This is a genomic window from Streptomyces sp. TOM-9 (assembly GCF_056858595.1).
The window spans coordinates 7,381,206-7,402,340 of record NZ_JBXEQB010000001.1 but is presented as its reverse complement, the minus strand read 5'-3'; the positions used below and the strand labels follow the sequence as shown (position 1 = coordinate 7,402,340).

Annotated in this window: 20 protein-coding genes; 9 read left to right on the top strand and 11 right to left on the bottom strand. The window is 71.8% G+C overall.

The window, feature by feature from the left end:
* The first annotated feature begins 91 nt into the window (after positions 1–91).
* Both AC1VWI_RS34275 and AC1VWI_RS34270 read left to right on the top strand, forming a co-directional pair.
* Entirely contained in the window at positions 92–844 is a 753-nt protein-coding gene (locus AC1VWI_RS34275; RefSeq protein ID WP_499514894.1) for a class I SAM-dependent methyltransferase, read from the top strand.
* Between the two features lie 59 nt (positions 845–903).
* Positions 904–1,731, top strand: coding sequence for a helix-turn-helix domain-containing protein (locus AC1VWI_RS34270; RefSeq protein ID WP_499514893.1), 828 nt, complete (start codon positions 904–906; stop codon positions 1,729–1,731).
* Here AC1VWI_RS34270 and AC1VWI_RS34265 read toward each other — a convergent pair.
* The gene (locus AC1VWI_RS34265) at positions 1,697–2,080 is read right to left on the bottom strand and encodes a nuclear transport factor 2 family protein (protein WP_499514892.1); all 384 of its coding nucleotides are present in this window, start codon (positions 2,078–2,080) and stop codon (positions 1,697–1,699) included. The two genes, AC1VWI_RS34270 and AC1VWI_RS34265, sit on opposite strands and share 35 nt — an antisense overlap.
* Before the next feature lie 407 nt (positions 2,081–2,487).
* Here AC1VWI_RS34265 and AC1VWI_RS34260 point away from each other — a divergent pair, with 407 nt between their 5' ends.
* Entirely contained in the window at positions 2,488–3,252 is a 765-nt protein-coding gene (locus AC1VWI_RS34260; protein WP_499514891.1) for an alpha/beta hydrolase family protein, read from the top strand.
* Between the two features lie 190 nt (positions 3,253–3,442).
* Here the strand turns inward: AC1VWI_RS34260 and AC1VWI_RS34255 are convergent, their stop codons facing one another.
* Positions 3,443–4,135, bottom strand: coding sequence for a hypothetical protein (locus AC1VWI_RS34255; protein ID WP_499514890.1), 693 nt, complete (start codon positions 4,133–4,135; stop codon positions 3,443–3,445).
* Positions 4,136–4,580: 445 nt separating this feature from the next.
* Positions 4,581–5,882, bottom strand: a complete 1,302-nt coding sequence (locus tag AC1VWI_RS34250; protein ID WP_499514889.1) for a hypothetical protein — start codon at positions 5,880–5,882, stop codon at positions 4,581–4,583.
* Positions 5,883–6,326: 444 nt separating this feature from the next.
* On the opposite strand from AC1VWI_RS34250, the gene AC1VWI_RS34245 reads away from it, so the two are divergent.
* Both AC1VWI_RS34245 and AC1VWI_RS34240 read left to right on the top strand, forming a co-directional pair.
* Positions 6,327–6,671, top strand: coding sequence for a ParB N-terminal domain-containing protein (locus AC1VWI_RS34245; protein ID WP_499514888.1), 345 nt, complete (start codon positions 6,327–6,329; stop codon positions 6,669–6,671).
* A 123-nt stretch (positions 6,672–6,794) separates the two neighbouring features.
* Positions 6,795–8,186 (top strand): FAD-binding protein, encoded by a 1,392-nt coding sequence (locus AC1VWI_RS34240; RefSeq protein ID WP_499514887.1) that lies wholly within the window; start codon positions 6,795–6,797, stop codon positions 8,184–8,186.
* Positions 8,187–8,190: 4 nt separating this feature from the next.
* Here AC1VWI_RS34240 and AC1VWI_RS34235 read toward each other — a convergent pair whose 3' ends face one another.
* On the bottom strand, positions 8,191–8,745 hold the full coding sequence (locus AC1VWI_RS34235; protein WP_499514886.1) for an HPP family protein: 555 nt from the start codon (positions 8,743–8,745) through the stop codon (positions 8,191–8,193).
* Positions 8,746–9,007: 262 nt separating this feature from the next.
* Here AC1VWI_RS34235 and AC1VWI_RS34230 point away from each other — a divergent pair, with 262 nt between their 5' ends.
* On the top strand, positions 9,008–9,424 hold the full coding sequence (locus AC1VWI_RS34230; protein WP_499514885.1) for a contact-dependent growth inhibition system immunity protein: 417 nt from the start codon (positions 9,008–9,010) through the stop codon (positions 9,422–9,424).
* Here AC1VWI_RS34230 and AC1VWI_RS34225 read toward each other — a convergent pair.
* Both AC1VWI_RS34225 and AC1VWI_RS34220 read right to left on the bottom strand, forming a co-directional pair.
* Positions 9,421–10,686: an MFS transporter gene (locus tag AC1VWI_RS34225; RefSeq protein ID WP_499514884.1), complete on the bottom strand. Its 1,266-nt coding sequence runs from the start codon at positions 10,684–10,686 to the stop codon at positions 9,421–9,423. The two genes, AC1VWI_RS34230 and AC1VWI_RS34225, sit on opposite strands and share 4 nt — an antisense overlap.
* A gap of 94 nt (positions 10,687–10,780) precedes the next feature.
* Complete coding sequence (locus AC1VWI_RS34220) at positions 10,781–12,157, bottom strand: GH1 family beta-glucosidase (RefSeq protein WP_499514883.1); 1,377 nt, start codon at positions 12,155–12,157, stop codon at positions 10,781–10,783.
* Positions 12,158–12,247: 90 nt separating this feature from the next.
* Between AC1VWI_RS34220 and AC1VWI_RS34215 the strand changes: the two genes are divergently transcribed.
* Positions 12,248–12,880 carry a TetR/AcrR family transcriptional regulator gene (locus tag AC1VWI_RS34215; protein ID WP_499514882.1) on the top strand — a complete coding sequence of 211 codons (633 nt, stop codon included), beginning with the start codon at positions 12,248–12,250 and terminating at the stop codon, positions 12,878–12,880.
* Positions 12,881–12,961: 81 nt separating this feature from the next.
* Here AC1VWI_RS34215 and AC1VWI_RS34210 read toward each other — a convergent pair whose 3' ends face one another.
* The 3 genes from AC1VWI_RS34210 to AC1VWI_RS34200 are packed head-to-tail and all read right to left on the bottom strand — an operon-like array spanning position 12,962 to position 15,966.
* Positions 12,962–13,924, bottom strand: coding sequence for an electron transfer flavoprotein subunit alpha/FixB family protein (locus AC1VWI_RS34210; protein WP_499510719.1), 963 nt, complete (start codon positions 13,922–13,924; stop codon positions 12,962–12,964).
* A 37-nt stretch (positions 13,925–13,961) separates the two neighbouring features.
* On the bottom strand, positions 13,962–14,747 hold the full coding sequence (locus tag AC1VWI_RS34205) for an electron transfer flavoprotein subunit beta/FixA family protein (RefSeq protein ID WP_499510720.1): 786 nt from the start codon (positions 14,745–14,747) through the stop codon (positions 13,962–13,964).
* 31 nt (positions 14,748–14,778) lie between these two features.
* Positions 14,779–15,966: an acyl-CoA dehydrogenase family protein gene (locus AC1VWI_RS34200; RefSeq protein WP_499514881.1), complete on the bottom strand. Its 1,188-nt coding sequence runs from the start codon at positions 15,964–15,966 to the stop codon at positions 14,779–14,781.
* A 67-nt stretch (positions 15,967–16,033) separates the two neighbouring features.
* On the opposite strand from AC1VWI_RS34200, the gene AC1VWI_RS34195 reads away from it, so the two are divergent.
* Together AC1VWI_RS34195 and AC1VWI_RS34190 are read left to right on the top strand one after the other, a co-directional pair.
* A complete protein-coding gene (locus tag AC1VWI_RS34195) occupies positions 16,034–16,738 on the top strand; it encodes a TetR family transcriptional regulator (protein ID WP_499514880.1) in 705 nt (234 codons plus the stop codon).
* Between the two features lie 49 nt (positions 16,739–16,787).
* Complete coding sequence (locus tag AC1VWI_RS34190) at positions 16,788–17,141, top strand: Zn-ribbon domain-containing OB-fold protein (RefSeq protein WP_499514879.1); 354 nt, start codon at positions 16,788–16,790, stop codon at positions 17,139–17,141.
* Positions 17,142–17,198: 57 nt separating this feature from the next.
* Here AC1VWI_RS34190 and AC1VWI_RS34185 read toward each other — a convergent pair whose 3' ends face one another.
* Positions 17,199–19,193 carry an ABC transporter ATP-binding protein gene (locus AC1VWI_RS34185; protein ID WP_499514878.1) on the bottom strand — a complete coding sequence of 665 codons (1,995 nt, stop codon included), beginning with the start codon at positions 19,191–19,193 and terminating at the stop codon, positions 17,199–17,201.
* 91 nt (positions 19,194–19,284) lie between these two features.
* Entirely contained in the window at positions 19,285–21,063 is a 1,779-nt protein-coding gene (locus tag AC1VWI_RS34180) for a SulP family inorganic anion transporter (RefSeq protein WP_499514877.1), read from the bottom strand.
* Positions 21,064–21,135 lie beyond the last annotated feature (72 nt).

The following is a 21,135-nucleotide window of genomic DNA, read 5'->3' as shown; positions in this document are numbered from 1 at the left end:
TGGAGTCGGGTGGAGCTCGGTCGCGGAAACAGCGTGAGACTAGGGGCAGTTGGTTACCGCTGGGTAGATGGCGGGCGGCTAGCCTACGGACGTGCTGGACTACGAGGAGCAGGCCGCGATCTACGACGCCACCCGCGGCGGCGTCCCCCGGGCCGAGGCCGCGGCCGCCGCCGTGCTCGGGCTGATACCGCGGACGGCCCGGACGGTGCTCGACATCGGCTGCGGCACCGGGCTGGTCACGGCCCGCTACACCGGCCGCCCCGGGCTGCGCGTGCTCGGCGCCGACGCCGCCCTGGCCATGGCCCGGCTCGCCGCCCGCCGGGTGGGGCCGGGGATCGTCCAGGCCGACGTACGCCGGCTGCCGTTCGCGACCGCCTCACTGGACGCGGTGACGGCCGTGTGGCTGCTCCATCTGCTGCCGGACGCGCCCGCGGTGATCGCCGAGTGCGCGCGGGTGCTGCGCCCCGGCGGGGTGCTCGTCACCACCGTCGACAAGGACGCCGGGCACGACGTGGGCAGCGACGTCGACGCCCTCCTCGCGCCGTTCCGCACGCGGGAGGCGTACGACGCGGAGGAACGGGTGGTGCGGCAGGCCGCCGCGCACGGCCTGCGCCCGGCGGGCGGGGCGCGCTTCCCCGGCCACGGCCAGGGCCGCACCCCGCGCGACCTGGCCGCCCGCATCGCGGCGGGCGACTTCGCCTCCGCCCTCACCCTGCGCGAGGGCGACACGCGGGCCCTCGCCGGCCGTCTGGCCGCGCTGCCCGGGCAGGACACCGCCCGCCCCGACCCGGTCTACCAGCTGCTCGCCCTCGTCAAGGACTCCCCCGCGGCGGCGGCTCGTTGAGCGGTCCGGTCAGCCGGCCGGCCGCGGCTGCGGGCCCGCGCCTGGGTTACGGTCGGGGGATGACGACGACCACGGCGGGGGTGGGGACGCTGCTGCGCGGCTGGCGCGAGCGGCGCCGGATCAGCCAGCTGGAACTCGCCCTGCGCGCGGACAGCTCGGCCCGGCACATCAGCTTCGTCGAGACCGGCCGCTCCCGCCCCAGCCAAGCCATGGTCCTGCGGCTCGCCGAGCACCTCGACGTACCCGTCAGGGAACGCAACGCCCTGCTCATCGCCGCCGGTTACGCCCCCGCGTACCCGCAGACCCCCCTGCGCGACCCCGCGATGCACCCGCTGCGCGAGAGCCTCGACCGTCTCCTGGCGGCCTACGACCCCTTCCCGGCGCTGGTCCTGGACGGCCTGTACGACGTCGTCGCCGCCAACCAGGCCGTGGGCGCCCTGCTCGAAGGCGTCGCCCCGCACCTGCTGCGACCGCCGCTCAACGCCATGCGCGTCACCCTCCACCCCGAGGGCATGGCCCCGCGCATCCGCAACCTCCGCCAGTGGCGCGGGCACCTGCTGGAGCGGATCGAGCGTCAGATCGCGATGAGCGGCCACGAGCCGCTGCGCGCCCTGTACGAGGAACTGACGGCCTACCCCGCCCCGCCCGGCGGTGCGGTGGACCCTTCCACCCCCGGCGACACCGAGGTCTTCCCCTTCGCCCTGCCGATGCGGATCGAGCACGGCGGCCGGGTGCTGTCCTTCATCTCCACGGCCACCACCTTCAACACCCCCATGGACGTCACGGTCTCCGAGCTGGCGATCGAGACCTTCCTCCCCGCCGACCCGGAGACCGCCGCCGCCCTTCCGTCCCTCACGCCGCCGGCAGCCGGTCCAGGAACCCGCTGACCGAGCGGATCCGGCCGTCCTCCGCGAGCGTGATCACGTCGGACCCGGCGATCGGCGCCGCCCCGGGCTCCGCCCCCGCGGGCCCCAGCTCCCAGGCGAAGCGCGCCACGTCGTGGTGCCCGTCGACCTCCCCCACGGCCGTGAACACGAACCCGGGAAACCGCTCCCCCACCCCGGCGATCAACGCCCCGATCCCCTCATGCCCCGCCACCTGCGCCAGCGGGTCGGTGTACGTACCGTCCTCCACCCACGCGGCGGCCACCGCCTTCGCCCTCGCCTCCGCGTCCGTGGCGCTGTTCCACGCCTCGAAGTAACGGGCGACGGCGGCCTCGTACCGGTTCTGCGACATCACGGTCCTCCTCATCCTGGCTGTCTGGCCCGGCCGGACGGGGTGGAGTGCGCCACCCCGCCCGCCCGGTACGACCACCCTGCCGGGGCGGCGACGAGGGGTCGATTACGTGCGGGGTAATGGCGGATCCCGCCTCATCCCGGGAAGCAGCGCACATCGGGAACCAGAACCAGAAGGGGGCCCACCGGGGTCGCCCCGCCCCGGGCTTGATCAAGCGTCGGCAAAAATCCCGGGCAGGCCGATGATCGACCTGTTAGCTTCAGTTGCCCGTGACGTCGCCCGAGGAGGTGGGACCCATGAACGCGGTATCTCTGTGGGTGCTCCCCCTTGCCGTCACGGTCTGGCGATTGACATAGGTGTCGCCGGGAGCGCCTCGACAACAAGGCACTCCCGAAAGGCACACACCCATGCACTCTCTGCAGTTCACCGCCGAGTCGTCGATGAACGGCGTGGTCGAGCGCGACTTCACCGTGGACGGGGTCCCCGGTGTTCTCTGGTCACCGGCTGCCGGCGCCGAGCTCGCGCCCTTGGTCCTGATGGGGCACGGCGGCGGCAACCACAAGAAGCACCCTGCGATGTCCGGCCGGGCGCAGCGCCTGGTGACCGGCTGCGGCTTCCACGTCGCCGTCCTTGACGCGCCCGGTCACGGCGACCGGCCGCGCACGGCGCACGACGAAGCGGAGATCGCCGAGCTGTTCCGGGCGAGGGCGGCCGGCGAGCCGGAAGGCCCCATCGTCGTCCGCTACAACGAGTACCTGGCTGCTCTCGCCGTGCCCGAGTACCGGGCGCTCCTGGACGCCCTCCAGGAGCTTCCGGAGATCGGCACCAACGGGCCGGTCGGCTACTGGGGCATCAACATGGGCACCGCGATCGGCGTGCCGTTCGTGGCAGCCGAACCCCGGATCACGGCTGCGGTCTTCGGGCAGCACTGGCCCGACGTCCTGGCCGAGAGGGCGCAGCAGATCACCATTCCGGTCGAGTTCGATCTGCAGTGGGACGACGAGCACATCTCCCGCGAGGAGGGTCTCGCGTTGTTCGACGCCTTCGCCTCGAAGGAGAAGTCATTGCACGTGAACTCGGGCAAGCACAAGGAGCTGCCCCGCTTCGAGGCTGACAGCGCGGTCCGCTTCTTCGCCCGGCACCTCGGCGAAGCGGTCACCGCGTCGGCCTGACGTGCGCGGTCGCGGCCCCCGGCTTGCCGGCCGGGCGCCGCAACCGCGGCCCCGGGTCGAGCGGGTCGCGGGCCGGTCATACGGCTGCCGGCGCAGGCTCTGCGTGGGGCCGGTGTGGGACCTCAAATTTCACCGTCGGCCTCGTCCGCTTCCGTGGGTCGCCGTCAGATGGCGAGCGCATCGGCCGTGGTCATCCGAGCTTCTCCAGCTGAGCGTTGATGATGCTCTCGGGGATAACCGGAGGCTGGCTCAGATCAAGGGACGCAAAGGCGGCGACGGTGGAGCCCTTGCGGACCACGAGAACGGTCATGGGGATCGTGGGGCCCCCGCCCGCCTCGGCGACGACTTGGATCGTGTCGAAGGCGATGGCGTCGTCGCCGTAATCGCCGGCGGACCGGCCGCGGGTACCGGAATATCCCAGCCCGGTGCCGAGTTGGGATGCGGACGGGAGCATCGAAGCGGTCGCGCAGAGGGGGAGCGCGGCGCGCAATTCGGCCATGGCCTTGAGGGCGTCGGAGCGGGTGTAGGACGTCAGACCGACGCTCGCGTGATGCTCGGGCTCGTCGGGATCGGACACGACGTCCCCTTCCACCTTGGCCGAAAAGTCGTGGAGACTGCCCAAATCGGCAGCTGCGTAGACCGGTCGGCAGGCGGAGGGTGTGACGGCGCGGTACGTCGCGAGCATGTCGTGGTCGACCGGGGCCCCCTTCCCCGTGACGGTCTTGGCTGTGTAGCCCGGGACCTCGTGTGTACTCAGTGCCAGGCGGTCGAGGTCTTGCTGGCTGAGCGTCTTCTCAGCTTCGGCTGCTGTCTTCCTGCGACCTGCGGTGTCGCCTTCTCCGCCTCCGCCGCACGCGGCGGTTAGCGTCAGGGCGGCGGTCACACTCGCACCAACGATGGTTCGTATTCCGATACTGCGAACGCCCATGCCCGGTCGTACCCCCATGCCCCGTCTCGGGGCATCCACATTCGATGACATTCCTGATCCCGTAATTCGTGCCGAAGCACCGGCCGACGGCGTCACCGAGTGGCCAGACCACCAGTGCCTGCCGCGCCTCGGCCGCTTTCCCCAGGCGCCGCCAAAAGAGGGGGCAACAAGGAAGACCTCACGTAGGACGGGAGAAACCCACTAAGGCAGTCCCCGTCGACGCTGGAACAGCATTTCTGGGGCCGCTGTGGGACGGCACCGCAGCCTTGGATGAAGCGGCCAGTCCGAACCCGATGGGCCGCGCGATCTGTAAAGCTGACCGTGAAACCGAATCCCGTGCTCACCGCTGTGGGTCAGGCCCGGCGCGCCAGCGCCGGGCCTGACCCAGGGATCGCCGTGGTCAGCTGACGATCTCGACCCTGATGCTGGCGGTTCCTGAGACGTGGTCGGCGTCTCCTCCATAGCTGACGGTGTATGTGCGCGCGCCCGAACGGGTCTGACGATCGGCGAATTTGAACGTGCCGTCGGCCGCCACACGAACGGTGGCGAGCGGCTCGCCATCCCGTGAGACCGTGACCCGGGTGTGGGTCGGGAGCGGCACCAGGGAGCTCAGCGCTCCGTGGACGGTCAGACGTTTCCCGATCGGGCTTGTCGCAGGCGCCTGCAGGGCAATGTCGCTGGAAGCCTTGTGGACATCGGTGACGACGTCGAGGATCACCTCGCCCGAGTACGGGAAGCGCGTGGCGAACAGGCGGTTGCCGTCCGGGGCCCAGGCCACTCCACGCGCCAGCAGGTCCCAGGTCGGCCAGGAGAGCACGATCTTGCGGAACGCGGTGGTCGAGCCAGGCTGGTAAAGGTAGATGTCCCAGGCGCCGCTGACCACGGTGCCCGCAGCGACCATGCCGTTCGAGGCGATGGCCACCGAGTTGGGATAGGGACCGGTGTCGTACCTGCCGATCTCGGTCAAGTCGGAGATTCGCCATTGCTGGTGGAAGTAGTTGCTTCCATTCGGGGTGACGACCGTCTCCCCGTCCGGGGTGATGGCTAGGTCCTCGACCCTGCCGATGGCGTCCGTGTAAGCGACCTCCTGGGCGGAGCCGGAACTCACGTCGTACGTACGCATCCCCGGCTCGCCCGCGCTGTCTGCGGCAACGAGCCGGTCAGGGCGGGCCGGCGAAGAAGCGAGACGCGGCTTGCCCCACCACACGGCGTTGCGGCCCAAGTCGACCACCGGATCGGCGTCGGCAATGCCGATCGAACCGATGCCAGCTTCGAAGTCGTTCGCCTGGTACGAGAACCAGAGCTTCCCGCCTGCAACGGCGAGGCTTTCCGGCTCCGTGTCGGCGCCGGTGGACAACCGGCGGGTCTCGGTCAGGGTCGTGGTGTCAATGGCGGCGATGGCGTCGGCGTCCGGCAGGGCTACGTACAGGGTGGACTCATCGCCTGACAGGGTCATACCGCGGGCGCCGTCGAGCCCTTCGACCGTCTTGAGCACGTGGCCGTCGTGGTCGGTGGCCACCACTGCATCATCGGCCGGTGCGCTGATGTACACGTGGTGGCTGTCGGCGAGGGTCTGCCAGTGCGACCTGACCGGCAGGACGATGCTGTCCGCGGCCTGGGCTGGGCTGGGGCTGGCAAACAGGGTCAGCGATGCGGCGAATGTGGCAAGCGCCGTTGCCCCGGCCAGTCTGCGTACGCGCAAGTGCGTGAATCCCTTCACAAATCGGCCGACCACGCGGCGTGATTGGCTGGCCAAGCCTAAGGGTTGACACTGACCGGGGGCGCGCTGCGGAGTGCGGCCCAGCCGCTTGATGTTGCGGTTGGACCGAAGAGCCGGCCGGGGTATGCGCCGCCCCGCTGCGAACGCGCGGCCTGCTGAGGCTCGCCGTAGTTGACCTTCGCGCGACACACGGATCGCTGTACCTCTCCGTGGCTGCGCACTGATGGAGCGTCGTGACTGGTGGCTCTGGTGGGACTGATCACGGAGACGCTCCTCATCGGGTCCTCCCGGACTCTCTTTTGGATCGGCGGGCCCACTGAACTGCGCCTACACCCACCCAAGGCTGCACTCCAGCCTGAGCTGCCGTCGGTGACCGCTTGCCCCAGGGGTAATGGGCGGCGCCGGCCAGGCGGTCATCATGGGTAGATGCCGCATGCGCCAGTACACCTGCCCACCGCTCTCGTCGCGAGGTACCGGGCGGTCGACCGGGAGGTCGTGGGTTCCGCCCTCGTGGACACGCCGCGCCATCTCGACGCGTTGACGGCGGACATCGGCACGCACGGGATCCTCGTGCCGCTCCGCCTCGGCTTCAACGCGGAGTTCGCGACGCTCGACGGTAACCACAGGATCGCCGTGGCCATCCGGCTGGGCCTGGCAGAGGTCCCGGTGGCGTTGGCGGCGGAACCGCTGCTCCCCCGGCTAGGTCACGCGCGGCCCATGCTTGCCGAGGACCTGGTCGTCCTGCGGGGCGCCTTCACGGGCGTCTCGTGATCCGAGACGATGAGTCCCAGCCCTCGGTCTTGACTCAGCAGTAATTGGCAGTCCATGTGGCTCTTGTTTACCGTTTGCATGCAATCGTTCCAGTTGTGGCGAAAAGCCCTACTGGAGGTCACCATGACCGAACTTCCGTTTGCACGGGACGCCAGGAGGCTGGCGTCCGCCGTGTCGGGCCCCGTGCTGAGGCCCGGGGACGACGGCTACGCCGGCGAGTGCTCGGGGGCCAACCTCGCCGTGGCGCACCGTCCGCAGGTGGTCGTGGGTGCGGTGACCGCGGACGATGTGCAGGCCGCCGTACGGTTCGCCGGGGAACACGCGCTGCCGGTCGGCGTGCAGGCCACCGGGCACGGCCCCTCGCTGCCGATGGACGAGGGCGTGCTGATCACCACGCGGCGGATGGACGGCGTCCGCGTCGACTCCGGCGCCCGGGCGGCGCATGTGGGGGCGGGGGCCCTGTGGGGGCCCGTGGTCGAGGCGGCGGCGCGTGAGGGCCTCGCGCCCCTGGTGGGCTCGTCAGCGGCGGTCGGAGTGGTGGGCTACACCCTGGGCGGCGGCCTGAGCATCGGCATGGCCAGGGCGTACGGCTGGGCCGCCGACCACGTGCTGGCCATGGACGTGGTCACCGCCGACGGTGAGCTGAGGCGCGCCGCACCGCGCGAGGAACCGGAGCTCTACTGGGCGCTGCTGGGCGGCAAAAGCAACTTCGGCGTCGTGACCGCCATGACCTTCAACCTGTTCCCGGTGACCCGGCTCTACGCGGGCAACCTCTTCTACGCCGGCGAGCACGCCGCACAAGTCCTCCGTGCCTACCGCGACTTCGCGGCAGAGGCGCCCGATGAGCTCACGTCCTCCTTCGCCCTGATGCGGATGCCGGACCTCCCGCTCCTCCCGGAGTTCATGCGTGGCGCCCTGACCGTGAACGTCCGCGTCTCCTGCCTCGCGCCGGCCGTCCGCGGGGCGCAACTCGTCGCGCCGATGCGGTACGCGGCACCGCTGCTCGGGGACCTGGTGACGGAGATCCCCTTCGCGCAGTGCCTGGGCATCGTCCCCGAAGGGAGCGGACCCTGGGCCGCGGTCGAGCACTTCGCCCTGCTGGACGAGCTGACCCCGCCAGCCGTCGACGCCGTCCTCGACACCGCCGGCCCGGACGCGGAGACGCTGATCGACATCGTCGACATACGCCACCTCGGCGGCGCCCTGGCCGAGCCGTCGGCGGCTCCCAACGCCGTCGGCAACCGGGACGCGGACTTCGCGATGCTGACGCTGACCTTCGTGGCACCTGGCCAGGCCGCGCGAAGTGCCGCGTCGGGCACGGAACTCACCGACCGTGTGACGTCCCTGGCGGACGACCGCAGGCACCCCAACTTCCTGTCCCACGCGGACGCGGTGGAAGGGCGATCGCGAACGGCGTACGCCCCGGAGACCTACCGCAGGCTGGGCGTGGTGAAGGCGCGGTACGACCCGGACAACCTCTTCCGGTTCAACCACAACATCCCGGCCGCGCGATGAGCCCTCACCACCACGTCGTGGGGTAGACCTGCCGCCTCAGGCGGGAGGAGACCATCTGCACCGCGACGAGGAGCACCGCGCCGGCTGCCAGCAACGGGACGAAGTGGGTGGCGGACGGGGTGGTGAGCATGATCATGACGGCGGTGGCCATGGCCGGCGGGTGGGGCGTCCGTAGCAGCAGCACCAGCCCGCAGGCGATGCCGCAGCCCACGACGGCTGCCCAGGGGCCGTGCCAGCCGAGGGCCAGCACCCCGAAGCACACGAGGCAGGACAGCATGTGGCCGCCGATGACGTGGCGGGGCTGGGCGAGGGGGGATTCGGGGGTCGCGGTGACGATCGCCATCGTGGCCGCGAGCGGCGGCACGAGCACCGTCTGGTGCGTGAGCGTGCCCAGCGCCACCAGCACGGCCAGTCCGACCGAGGTCGTGACGGCCGCCGAGGCGATCGTCCGCGGGGGCAGCCGCGGCAGGTGGTGCTTGCGGCGGCGTTCGGGCGCCGGCTCCGCCTGGCGGGACGCGGCGTCGGCGGTCCTGGTCGCCTCGGGCGCGTCAGTCGCCATGGGGGTGACCTGTCTCGGGGCGGGGCGGGGCACAGGCCCCCGGGGCGCGCGGAATCAGCATGGGGACTCCTCGGAACCATCCCCGTATCCGGCCCACGGCGGCTCTTCCGTGACGACGGGGATCACGCCCTCGATCGTGGCGTCGCCGCGCGGCGCGCGTCCAAGACCGCCTTCCTATCGCTTGATCGAAGGCCTCTATCGATCCGCCCGGGGGGGCGCAGCCGGACGGGGCACAGGTATCCCTGCGCCGAGAATGGTCGCCATGGACCGGCTGCTGCACCTCGACCGCACGCTCGACGAACTGGACCCGCCCCGCTGGGAGGCTCCGTCCGCTGACGCGACCCATCTCGTCCGCGCCGTGCACGCGTTGCGGCGCGTGCCGCTCGGCGACCTCGGCGCGGCGGATCTGCGCGTGCTGCTCACCCAGCAGGTGGGCCTGCCGTACGTCCTGCCCCTCGCGGTGCGGCTCCTCGTGGAGGAGCCGCTGCTGGACGCGTGCTTCTACGAGGGGGACCTGCTGCTCGCGGCTGCCGGAGTCCCTGACGCCGCATGGGCCGCACTGCCCGATCTCGCCGCCCGCCTGAGCGCCGTCATCGCGGGCCTGCCGGAGGCGGCGGTCGCCGGCCTGCCGCGCGGCACGGCCCAGGACCTCGTCCGTTTCGGCTCTCTTCGTCGCTAACGGACCGCGCGCACCTTGGCGATGAGCAGTCCGCCGAGCAGCGTGACGAGTGCGGTCGCGAGGTACAGGCCGGTGTAGCCGCCGAGGTGGGAGATGACGGGGGCGGCGACGGCGGGGGCGAGCACCTGGGGGCCGGAGTTGGCGATGTTGATGACGCCGAGGTCCTTGGCCCGGTTCTCGGCGGCCGGGAGGACCTGGGTCACCAGGGCCTGGTCCACGGCCAGGTAGATCCCGAAACCGGCGCCCAGCACCGCGGCCGCGGCCATGGCGGCGGGCCAGGTGTGGACGCAGGCCAGCAGGACCGCGCCGAGGGCCATGACGACGGCGCAGAGCCGGACGAAGACCTTGCGGCGGCCGGCCCGGTCGGAGAGCACGCCCACCGGCACGGCGGTGAGCGCCGCGCACAGGGTGTAGATCAGGGTGAGCACCAGTACGCCGGTGTCGGGGTCCTCGAGGCCGACCGAGTCGGTGAGGTAGTAGAGCAGGTACAGCGTGCCCATCGCGTTGCCCAGGTTGATCAGGAAGCGGGTCAGCCAGGCCCAGCCGAAGTCCGGGTGGCGGCGCGGGCTCACCCACAGGCCGGCGACCAGGCGCCGCGGGTCGAGCGGCGGACGCAGCGCGCGGGGCAGCGCGGGTTCGCCGAAGCGGAGCACGAAGGGCAGCGCGAGGACGACGGTCAGCAGGGCGATCGTCGCATAGCCCGAGGCGACCCCGGTGACCACGGTGGTCGTGACGACGGCGCCGATGACCAGGCCGAGGGACTGGGTGATGCCGGTCCACCCGGAGACTTCGGCGCGCTGGGCGACCGGCACCCGGTCGGCGATGGGCGTGGTGACCCCGGCGAGCATGGCGTTGAGCCCGGCCTGGGCGAGGCACCAGCCGAGGGCCACGCCGAGGACGGTGTGCTGACCGGACGTGACCAGCAGTCCCGCCGCCCCGGCCAGCGCGCCGCCGACGATCCACGGCCGGCGGCGCCCGAACCGGGAGGCCGTCCGGTCGGACAGGGCGCCGGCCACGGGGTTGGCGACCATCGCGACCAGGGCGCCGGCGCCGGTCACCCAGGACAGCGCCGTGTGCTTCCCGGCCGGGTCGATGTGTTCCAGCTGCAGCGGCAGCAGGATCTGGATCGGGGTCATGAAGGCCATGAACACGGCCAGGGTGGCCAGGCTGAGCAGGGCCGTCCAGCCCGGACGGACCCGGGCGACCGGTTCGGCCGACAGGGCGTCCGGGGTGTGGGCGGCTTCCTCACCGGTGTGGCGCATGCGGTTCCCCCTGCAGCACCCGAGAACATGAGGTCATCTCATGTTCGCGCGAGTGTAGTGCCGGGCCGGCGGGCCGCCAAGGGATACGGACGGATCAGGGCGCGGTGCGGCGTGCCTGCGCGATGCGCTCCCGGTACCAGTGGTAGGAGGCCTTCGGTGTCCGCCGCTGGGTCGCGTAGTCGACGTGGACGAGCCCGAAGCGCTGGTGGTAGCCCTCGGCCCATTCGAAGTTGTCCAGCAGCGACCAGGTGAAGTAGCCGCGTACGTCGACCCCGCGGGCGTGCGCGGTCTCGACGGCCTCGATGTGGCTGCGCAGGTAGTCGATGCGCGCCTCGTCCCGGACCTCGCCGTCGTCCGAGGGGTGGTCGGCCTGGGAGCAGCCGTTCTCGGTGATCCAGACGGGCGGGAGCGCGGCCCCGTACCGCGCGTCGAGACCGGTGAGCAGTTCGGTGAGGCCGTCCGGCACCACCGGCCAGCCGAAGGCCGTGCGCGGGTACGGGGGACCAGGGACGGCCGCGTCCGGTTCCAGGATGTCGAAGGGCAGGCCGGCCTCCGCCGAAGGGGCGGCGATCCATGTGGGGTTGTAGTAGTTGACGCCCAGGCCGTCGAGGGATGCGGCGACCACCGCGAGGTCGCCCTCGTGGACCACGCCGCCCCACGTCGGGTCGGTCAGCCCGTACGCGGACAGGTCGGGGTAGCCGCCGAGCAGCAGCGGGTCGGTGAACAGCCGGTTGTGCAGGGCGTCGTAGGCCGCGGCGGCGGCGTGGTCGGCGTCGGTGGCGCCCTCGCGGGTCCGCACCGGGGTGCAGTTGTTGGCGATCAGCACCTGCGCGGGGACGGCGGCGTGCGCGCGCAGCGCGGCGGTGGCGAGCCCGTGCCCGAGCAGCTGGTGGTGGGCGACGGGCAGCGCCTCCAGCATCAGGGCGCGGCCGGGGGCGTGGGTGCCGAAGGCGTAGCCGAACACCATGTGGACGAAGGGCTCGTTGAGGGTGATCCAGCGCGTGACCCGGTCACCGAGGCGCCCGGCGACGACGGCGGCGTACTCGGCGAAGTGGCGGGCCGTGTCCCGGTTCAGCCAGCCGCCCCCGTCCTCCAGCGCCTGCGGGAGGTCCCAGTGGAAGAGGGTCGGCGTGGGGGTGATGCCGGCCGCGAGGAGTTCGTCCACCAGGCGGTCGTAGAAGCCGAGTCCGCGCGGCTCGACGCGGCCCCGGCCCTCCGGCAGGACGCGCGGCCAGGAGATCGAGAAGCGGTAGGCGTCGAGCCCGAGGCCCTTCATCAGCGCCACGTCCGCGGTGTGGCGGTGGTAGTGGTCGCAGGCGACCTCACCGGTGTGGCCGTCGCGGATCGCGCCGGGCCTGGCGCTGAAGGTGTCCCAGACGGACGCCCCCTTGCCGTCCTCGGCGACGGCGCCCTCGATCTGGTACGCGGCGGTGGACGCACCCCAGCTGAAGGAGGCGGGAAGCGGGGACATCGGGATCCTCTCCTCTGCCGTACGCGAAAAACATGAGTGCTGCTCATGTTGGGCCTCGCCAACGTACACCCGATCCGGCAGAGTGGGACCATGCAGGCACCCACCGATCCGTCCGGCCCCCTCCGCCGCCGCCCCGTGCAGCAGCGCAGCCGGGAACGTTTCGACCGGATCCTGGACGCCTGCGCGCACCTGCTGGACGAGGTCGGCTACACGGCGCTCACCACCAAGGAGGTGGCCCGGCGCGCGGACGTCCCGATCGGGACGCTGTACCAGTTCTTCCCCGGCGTCGACGGGCTGCTGGGCGCGCTGGCCGAACGGAACCTGGGGCGCTTCGCCGACCGGCTCGCCCGCCGGGTGGAGGCCGAACGCCCGCCGCGGATCGGGGCGATGGTGGACCTGGCGATCGAGGAGTACGTCGCGATGCGCCGCGCCGTACCGGGCTTCGGCGTCGTGGACTTCGGGGCGATCGGCCGCGAGGACCCCCGCAGCGTCCACCTCCTCGACGCGGTGCTGGAGAACAACGCGGCCGTCGCCGACCGGCTCTGGTTCCTCGTCGGCGGGCTGCTCGGCGACCGGGACCAGGCCGCCGCGCGCGTGCGGCTGCACGTCGCCCTCGAGTCCGCCGACGCGGTCCTGCGACTCGCCTTCCGCCGGGACCCCGAGGGCGATCCGGTGCTCATCGCCGAGTGCAAGCGGCTGCTGCGGGGCTACCTGGGCGGGTGACGTACACGCCGGAGCCCCGTGGTGCCGTCAGGGGGCGTCACGGGGCTCCGGTGCGTGTGTGCTGCCGGTGGTGTGCCGGGGTCAGCCCTTGCGGGCGGTGACCTCCTCGGTCAGCTGCGGCACCACGGCGAACAGGTCACCCACCACGCCGTAGTCGACCAGCTCGAAGATCGGCGCCTCCGGGTCCTTGTTCACCGCCACGATCGTCTTCGAGGTCTGCATACCCGCCCGGTGCTGGATCGCACCCGAGATCCCCGCCGCGACGTACAACTGCGGCGACACCGACTTACCCGTCTGCCCCACCTGATTGGTGTGCGGATACCAGCCCGCATCCACCGCCGCACGCGACGCACCCACCGCCGCACCCAGCGAATCGGCCAGCGCCTCGATCACCGCGAAGCTCTCCGCACCACCCACACCCCGGCCACCGGACACCACGATCGCAGCCTCCGTCAGATCCGGACGCCCCGTCGCCTCCCGCGGCGTACGCGCCACCACCTTCGTACCCGTGGCCAGCGCACCGAACTCCACGGCCAGCTCCTCCACCGCACCCGCCGCCGAAACAGCCTCCACCGGCGCCGAGTTCGGCTTCACCGTGATCACCGGCACACCCGTCGTCACCCGCGACTTCGTCGTGAACGACGCCGCGAACGCCGACTGCGTCGCCACCGGACCCTGCTCACCGGCCACCACATCCACCGCATCGGTGATGATGCCCGACCCCAGCCGCAACGCCAGCCGCGCCGCGACCTCCTTGCCCTCACCCGAAGACGGCACCAGCACCGCCACCGGACCCACCACACGGGCGGCCGCCTGAAGCGCATCCACCTTCGGCACCACCAGATACTGCGCGAACTCCGCAGCCTCATTGACCAGCACCCGCACCGCACCATGCCCGGCCAGCACACCCGCCGTCGCACCGGCACCCGCACCCAGCGCCACCGCCACCGGCTCACCCAGCCGACGCGCGATCGTCAGCAACTCCAGCGTCGGCTTGCGGACCGCACCATCCACATGATCGACGTAAACGAGGACTTCACCCATGGGACTACCTACTCCTGCGAACTCGATGGAAGACGCTTCAGATGAACTTCTGGCCCGCGAGGAACTCCGCGAGCTGCTTGCCGCCCTCGCCCTCGTCCTTCACGATCACACCGGCCGTCCGCGGCGGACGCGCCACCGCCTCATCCACCACGCTCCACGCACCCGCCAGACCCACCTGCCCCTCCTCGACACCCAGGTCGGACAGATCCAAGGACTCCACCGGCTTCTTCTTCGCCGCCATGATCCCCTTGAACGACGGATACCGCGCCTCACCCGACTGGTCCGTCACCGACACCAACGCCGGCAACGACGCCTCCAACCGCTCACTGGCGGAGTCACCGTCCCGGCGACCGGACACCACCCCGCCCCCGACCTTCACCTCCGACAGCAACGTCACCTGCGGCACACCCAACCGCTCCGCCAGCAACGCCGGCACCACACCCGCCGTCCCATCGGTGGACGCCATCCCCGTCACCACCAGATCGAACCCCACGTGCTCGACCGCCTTCGCCAACACCAGCGACGTCCCCATCACATCACTGCCGTGCAAACCGTCGTCCTCGACATGGACCGCCTTGTCCGCACCCATCGACAACGCCTTGCGCAACGCGTCCTTCGCATCCTCCGGACCCACCGTCACCACCGTCACCTCGGCGTCATCCGCCGCCTCCGCGATCTGCAGCGCCTGCTCCACCGCATACTCGTCCAGCTCCGACAGCAGACCATCCACCGCATCCCGATCCGTGGTCAGATCCCCCGCAAAGTGACGATCACCCGTGGCATCAGGCACGTACTTCACTGCGACAACGATCCTCAAGCTCACTTGATGTCCCTCCACACTCTCGGTTTGCCGATTACGGCAGGTTGCGGGCCATGACGATGCGCTGGACCTGGTTGGTGCCCTCGTAGATCTGGGTGATCTTGGCGTCGCGCATCATCCGCTCCACCGGGTAGTCCCGCGTGTACCCGTAACCACCGAGCAGCTGCACCGCGTCCGTGGTGATCTCCATCGCCGCGTCCGACGCGTAGCACTTGGCCGCCGCACCGAAGAACGTCAGGTCCGCGTCCGAACGCTCCGACTTCGCCGCCGCCGCGTACGTCAGCTGCCGCGCCGCCTCCAGCTTCATCGCCATGTCAGCCAGCATGAACTGGATGCCCTGGAACTCGGCGATCGCCTTGCCGAACTGCTTGCGCTCCTTGACGTAGCCCTTGGCGTAGTCCAGCGCGCCCTGCGCGATGCCGATCGCCTGGGCCGCGATCGTCACGCGCGTGTGGTCCAGGGTGCGCATCGCCGTGGCGAAGCCCGTGCCCTCCGCTCCGATCATCCGGTCCGCGGGGATCCGCACGTTGTCGAAGTACACCTCGCGGGTGGGCGACCCCTTGATGCCCAGCTTCTTCTCCGGGGCGCCGAAGGACACGCCCTCGTCGCCCTTCTCGACCACGAAGGCCGATATGCCCTTGGAGCGCTTCTCCGGGTCGGTCACGGCCATGACGGTGTAGAACTCGCTCACGCCCGCGTTGGTGATCCACCGCTTGACGCCGTTGAGCACCCAGAAGTCCCCGTCGCGCACCGCACGCGTCTTCATCCCCGCCGCGTCCGAGCCGGCCTCCGGCTCCGACAGGCAGTACGAGAACATCCCCTCGCCACGTGCGAGCGCCCCGAGGTACTTCGCCTTCAGCTCCTGCGAGCCCGACAGCTGCACCGGCAGCGAGCCCAGCTTGTTCACCGCCGGGATCAGGGAGGAGGAGGCGCACACCCGCGCCACCTCCTCGATCACGATCACCGTCGACAGGGCGTCCGCACCTGCGCCGCCGAAAGCCTCCGGCACGTGCACCGCGTGGAGGTCGTTCGCCTCCAGCGCGTCCCGCGCCTCCTGGGGGAACCGCCCGAGCTCGTCCACCTCGGCCGCGAACGGCGCGATCTTCGCCTCGGCCAGCGAACGCACCGCGTCCCGGAGCATGTCGTGCTCCTCCGACGTCCGGAAGAGGTCGAAATTGTCACTCACGTCCGTTACTCCAGTCCGCGTCAGCTTCCATGGCATCGAGTACCCTCAATTATGCACACTCAGTGCCATCGATCGACTGACCCCCGGTGTTAGGTTCGCCTCCATGACCACGAAGCCCCCGATGCGGGACGCCCTCGTCGCAGCGGCCTTCCAGCTCTTCCTCGAACGCGGCTACGAGGCGACGACGATCGACGACATCGTCACCCTCGCCGGCGTCGGGCGCCGGTCGTTCTTCCGCTACTTCCCCTCCAAGGAGGACGTGGTCTTCCCCGACCACGAGGGCGCGCTCGCCGACATGACCCGCTTCCTGGAGGCCAGCGCCGACACGGACGACCCGGTGACGCGGGTCTGCGACGCGGCGCGCCTGGTGCTCACCATGTACGCCGAGAACCCGACCTTCTCCGTGCAGCGCTACCGCCTCACCAAGCAGGTGCCCGGGCTGCGGGCGTACGAACTCTCGGTCGTGTGGCGCTACGAGCGCGCGATCGCCGACTACCTCGGGGCCCGCTACGCGGACCGCCCCGACGGCAAGCTCCGCGCCGACGTGATCGCGGCGGCCGTGGTCGCCGCCCACAACAACGGCCTGCGCACATGGCTGCGTTCCGGTGCGGAGGGCGACGCCGGCGCGGCCGTGGACCACGCGATGGAGTTCGTCCGCGCCGCCTGGAACGGGGACGGCGCCGCCCGGCAGGGCAGCCCGGAGGCGGAGGACGACGTGGTGATCGTGATCACCAAGCGGCGGACGCCCATGTGGCGGGTCGTCCGGGAGATCGAGGCGGGCCTGACGGAGGAGGACTCCCCCACTTGAGGCACTGAGTGCCTTTTCAAAGTGCACTCAGTGCCATATCGTGTGCGCCATGAATGACCGGACTCTCGACGCGCACGACGAATCGGTTGACGGCGGGCTGCTGGTCCAGCGCTGCCGTTGGTGCGGCAACACCGCCTTCCAGCGCCTCCTCTGCCCCACCTGCGCCTCCACGGAGCTCGACGAGGTGCGCAGCGACGGCACGGGGGTGATCGTCCGCTCGATGCGGGACGCCTCCCTCGTCGACCTCTCCGAGGGGTTCTCGGTACGGGGCCGGATCGTCGGCGCCCTGCCGATGCACGTGCGCAGCGGCGCGCGCGTGCGGGTGGCCCGGACGGAGCGCGCCGATGCGGGCGAACTCGTCTTCGAGCTCTGCGAGCCGCCGGTGTCCCCGTACACCTGGTAGTCGCCCCGGCCCCGCAACGCGCCACCGGCCGGGCCCCCGACGGGCCGGTCCCGTAGGTCAGTTGTGCTCGGGGTGCTGGTACTGCCGGGACTGCAGCAGGTACATCTCGCGGAAGTCGCCCGTGCCCGCGCCCGGTCGCATCAGGTCGGCGAAGGCGCCGTGCTCGACGACGCGTCCCCCGTCCAGGACGTAGATCACGTCGGCGTGGCGGACGCTGTGCAGGCGGTGCGTGATCAGGACGACGGTCTGCCCATCGGCGGCGAGCTCCCGGATGAGGTCGAAGACCCGCTGCTCGGCCTGGGCGTCCAGGGCGCTGGTCGGCTCGTCGACGATGAGGATCCGGGCGTCGCGGTACTGGGCCCGGCTGAGCTGGAGCCGCTGCCACTGGCCGCCGGATATCTCGTGACCGCCCTTGTACCCGCGGCCCAGCAGTGTGTCCCAGCCGCGGGGCAGGCCCGCGACGACCTCGTCGGCGCCGGAGTAGCGGGCGGCCGCGTCCAGGCGCGCGTCCGTCAGGAGGGCGTCGGGGCGCCCGATCCCGACGTTGACCCGCGCGGTGAACGGCCAGCGGTAGGCGTCCTGCGAGACCAGGGCGATGCGGTCGGTGATCTGCCGCCGGTCGGCGTCGGCCGCGTCGACGCCGTCCCAGCGGATCCGTCCGGAGTCCGGCGTGTACAGCCCGCACAGCAGCTTGGCCAGGGTGGTCTTGCCGCTGCCGTTGCGTCCGACGAGGGCGACGACCTTGCCGATGGGGATGGTGACGTCGACCTCGCACAGGGCCGGCGGCCGCACGAGCGGGGTGCCGGGCGCCGCGGCGGCGGTGACCGGGTAGCTGAAGGTCACCTTCTCGAAGCGGACGGCCTCGACCCGCTCCGGCAGGTCGAGGCCGCCGCGCGGGATCACCCGGCGGTCCGCCTCGGCACACAGCCGCTCCAGGTCGGCGACGAACAGCGCCTCCTCGTGCAGGTAGCCGAGTTGGACGACGAGCCGGTCCAGGGCGGAGGACCCGGTGCGGATGGCGATCACCGCCGTGCCGGCCACGGACAGCCCCATCGCCCCGCTCCACAGCAGCGCGCCCAGTGCGCCGTACGTGGCCGCCGTCGCCACCCCGGTCCACGCCGAGGCGACCAGTCCGGTGCGCGCCGCGAGCCGCGCGAGCCGGGTCTGCTCCCGCTCGCCGTTCTCGGCCATCGCCCTGAAGTGCCCCAGCAGGAACGGCCCGAGGTCGTGGACGCGGACCTCGGGCGCCGCCTGGGTCTCGATCAGCAGGCGTCCCAGCAGCTGCCCGGCGCGGGCGTGCTGCACCCAGTTGTGGAAGGAGATGTAGCGGCGGCGGGCGATGGTGAGCGCGCTCCAGGCGCTGGGCAGGGTCATCACCGCCAGCAGCGGGAGCAGCCCGGGGTGCAGGACGGTGAGCACGCCGGCCGCCGCGACCAGCGAGATCAGCGCGTTGACCACCGACGAGCAGAAGTTGATCATCCGCCGGGCCGACGCGGCGCCCCAGGACGCCGAGTCGAGCAGCTTGTGGAACTCGTCGTCCTCCACGGCCGCGAGCTCCACGCGGGCGACGCGCTCCAGGTACATCTCGGTGGCCGCCCGTTCCACGGTCGGCTCCAGCTTGCCGGTGCCGGCCGTGGAGGCCGAGCGCAGCACCGCCCCGGTGAGTGCGGCCGCGGCCACGAGCACCAGCGCCGGGGCGGCGCCCGTGAGCCGCTCGGCGGTCCCGCCGGGCACGAGCAGCCGGGCGAGCACCCAGTTGACGGCGACCAGGCCCACCGCCTGGGCGACGCCGCGGCCCGCCTCGGCCAGCGCCACGACGCGCAGGGCCCGCGGATCGGCCCGGTGGGCCAGGCGCACGGTGGTCGCGACGAGCTGCGGGAGCCGCCGGAGCATCGCCCGCAGCCCCAGTTCCAGGAAGGAGCCGTCGTGCTTGTTCCAGCCCATGTCGTACCGCAACGGCCCGCCGAACAGCAGCCGTTCGGACTCCGACACCTCTTCCGGCGCGAGGACGTCCGGGTTTCCCGGGGCTTCCTGCCGCTTCCGCCTGGTCATGAGCGTCCCCCTCGGCGGCGGCCGCGGCGCGGTGCCGCGGCGGCCTTCCCACAGGGTGCTCCTCACGGCGGCACCGTGTGGCCCGCTCCCGTCAGTGCGCCCCGTCCCCGCTCCCGGCGGCCCCGTTCCCGCCCCCGTCGGCGCCGCCTTCCGCCCAGGCGCGGTAGGCCTCGACCGCCGTCGGCAGGGTGGGGAAGATGCGCTCCCGGCCCACCGACCCGGTCAGGCCGTACGCGTCCAGGTCGTCCAGCAGGTCCTTCTTGACGCGGGCGAGCGCGAGGACGATGCCGCGGGCGGCGAGTTCGCGGCGCAGGGCGTCCAGGGCGTCCAGGGCGGTGATGTCGACCTCGACGTTGGCCTCGGTGTTGAGGACGAACCACCGCACCGGGTCGTGCTGCCGGTCGACGGAGGCGAGGGCCCGGCGGCGGAAGTCCTCGGCGTTGGCGAAGAAGAGCGGCGAGTCGTAGCGGTAGACGAGCAGACCGGGGATCGTGCGGGCCTGGGGGTAGTCGTCCACGTCGTGCATGCCGGCCAGGCCCGGCACCAGTCCCTCGACGGCGTCGTGCGGGCGGGCCACCCGGACCAGCATCTCCGCCACCGACAGGGCGACGGCGACCATGACGCCGTAGAGGATGTCCAGGGCGAGCACGCCCACCAGGCACGCGAGGGCCAGCAGCAGTTCGCGGCGGCGGAACGACGCCAGGCGGCGGAACCCGGCGAGGTCGATCAGCCGGCAGGCGGCGAAGACCACGATGGCGCCGAGGACGGTGGAGGGCATCGCGGACAGCGCCGGGTTGAGGAAGAGCAGGACGCAGACCACCGCCACCAGCGTCACCAGGGAGTACAGCTGGGTCCGGCTGCCGGCGGAGACGCCGAGCGCGGTGCGGCTGGCGCTGCTGCTGACCGGGAAGCCGTGCAGGACGCCCGACCCGAGGTTGGCGGCGCCCAGGGCGAGCAACTCCTGGTTGCTGTCGAGGCGGTCGGCGTCCTGGCCGGCGAAGGCCCGTGCGGTGAGCACGAAGTCGGTGTAGCCCACGAGCAGCACGCCCACCGCGGGCAGCAGCAGGTGGGCCAGGTCGCCGGGGGTGGGCAGGGCCGGCCGGGGCAGTCCGGAGGGGACCTCGCCGATGACCGCGATGCCGTGCCCCTCCAGCCCGAAGACGCCGACGACGACCGTGCCGGCGACCACGGCGAGCAGCGGACCGGGCGCGCGGGGGACGTACCGCTGGACGAGGAAGAGGAAGAGCAGCGCGGACGCGGCGAAGGCCACCGTCCCCGCGTGCGCCTGCGGCAGGTGCGTCACGAAGGAGACCAGCTGGGGGAAGAACTCCTCTCCCGTGACCGGCACCCCGGTCAGCTTGGGCAGCTGGTCGATGATCATGATGCAGGCCACCCCCGCGAGGTAGCCGACGAGCACCGGGCGCGACAGCAGGTCGGCGACGAAGCCCGCCCGTACCGCCCACGCCACCACGGCCAGCAGGCCGACCACCACGGCGAGCGCGGCCGCGAGCACGGCGTAGCGGCCGGGGTCCCCCGCGGCCAGGGGCGCCACCGCGGTCGCCGTCATCAGCGCAGTGGTGGACTCCGGGCCGACCGACAGCTGCCGGGACGACCCCAGCAGGGCGTACAGCGCGAGCGGGGCGAGGACGGCCCACAGCCCGGCGACCGGCGGCAGCCCGGCCAGTTCGGCGTACGCCATGACCTGCGGCACCAGGTACGCCGCCACCGTGACGCCGGCGAGCAGGTCACCGCGCAGCCATGCCCTGCGGTAGCCGACGAGGGTGGCGAGGCCCGGCAGCAGTCCGCGCCAACCGCGCTTCGTGGCGGACCTCGCGGGCGGCGGGGCGGGCTTGGAGACGGCGGACGGCATGCGCCCATCCTCCCCGACGACCCCGTGTTGGGGCCGGTCGGCCCCTCCTCGCGCTCCCGGGTGGCGGAGGAC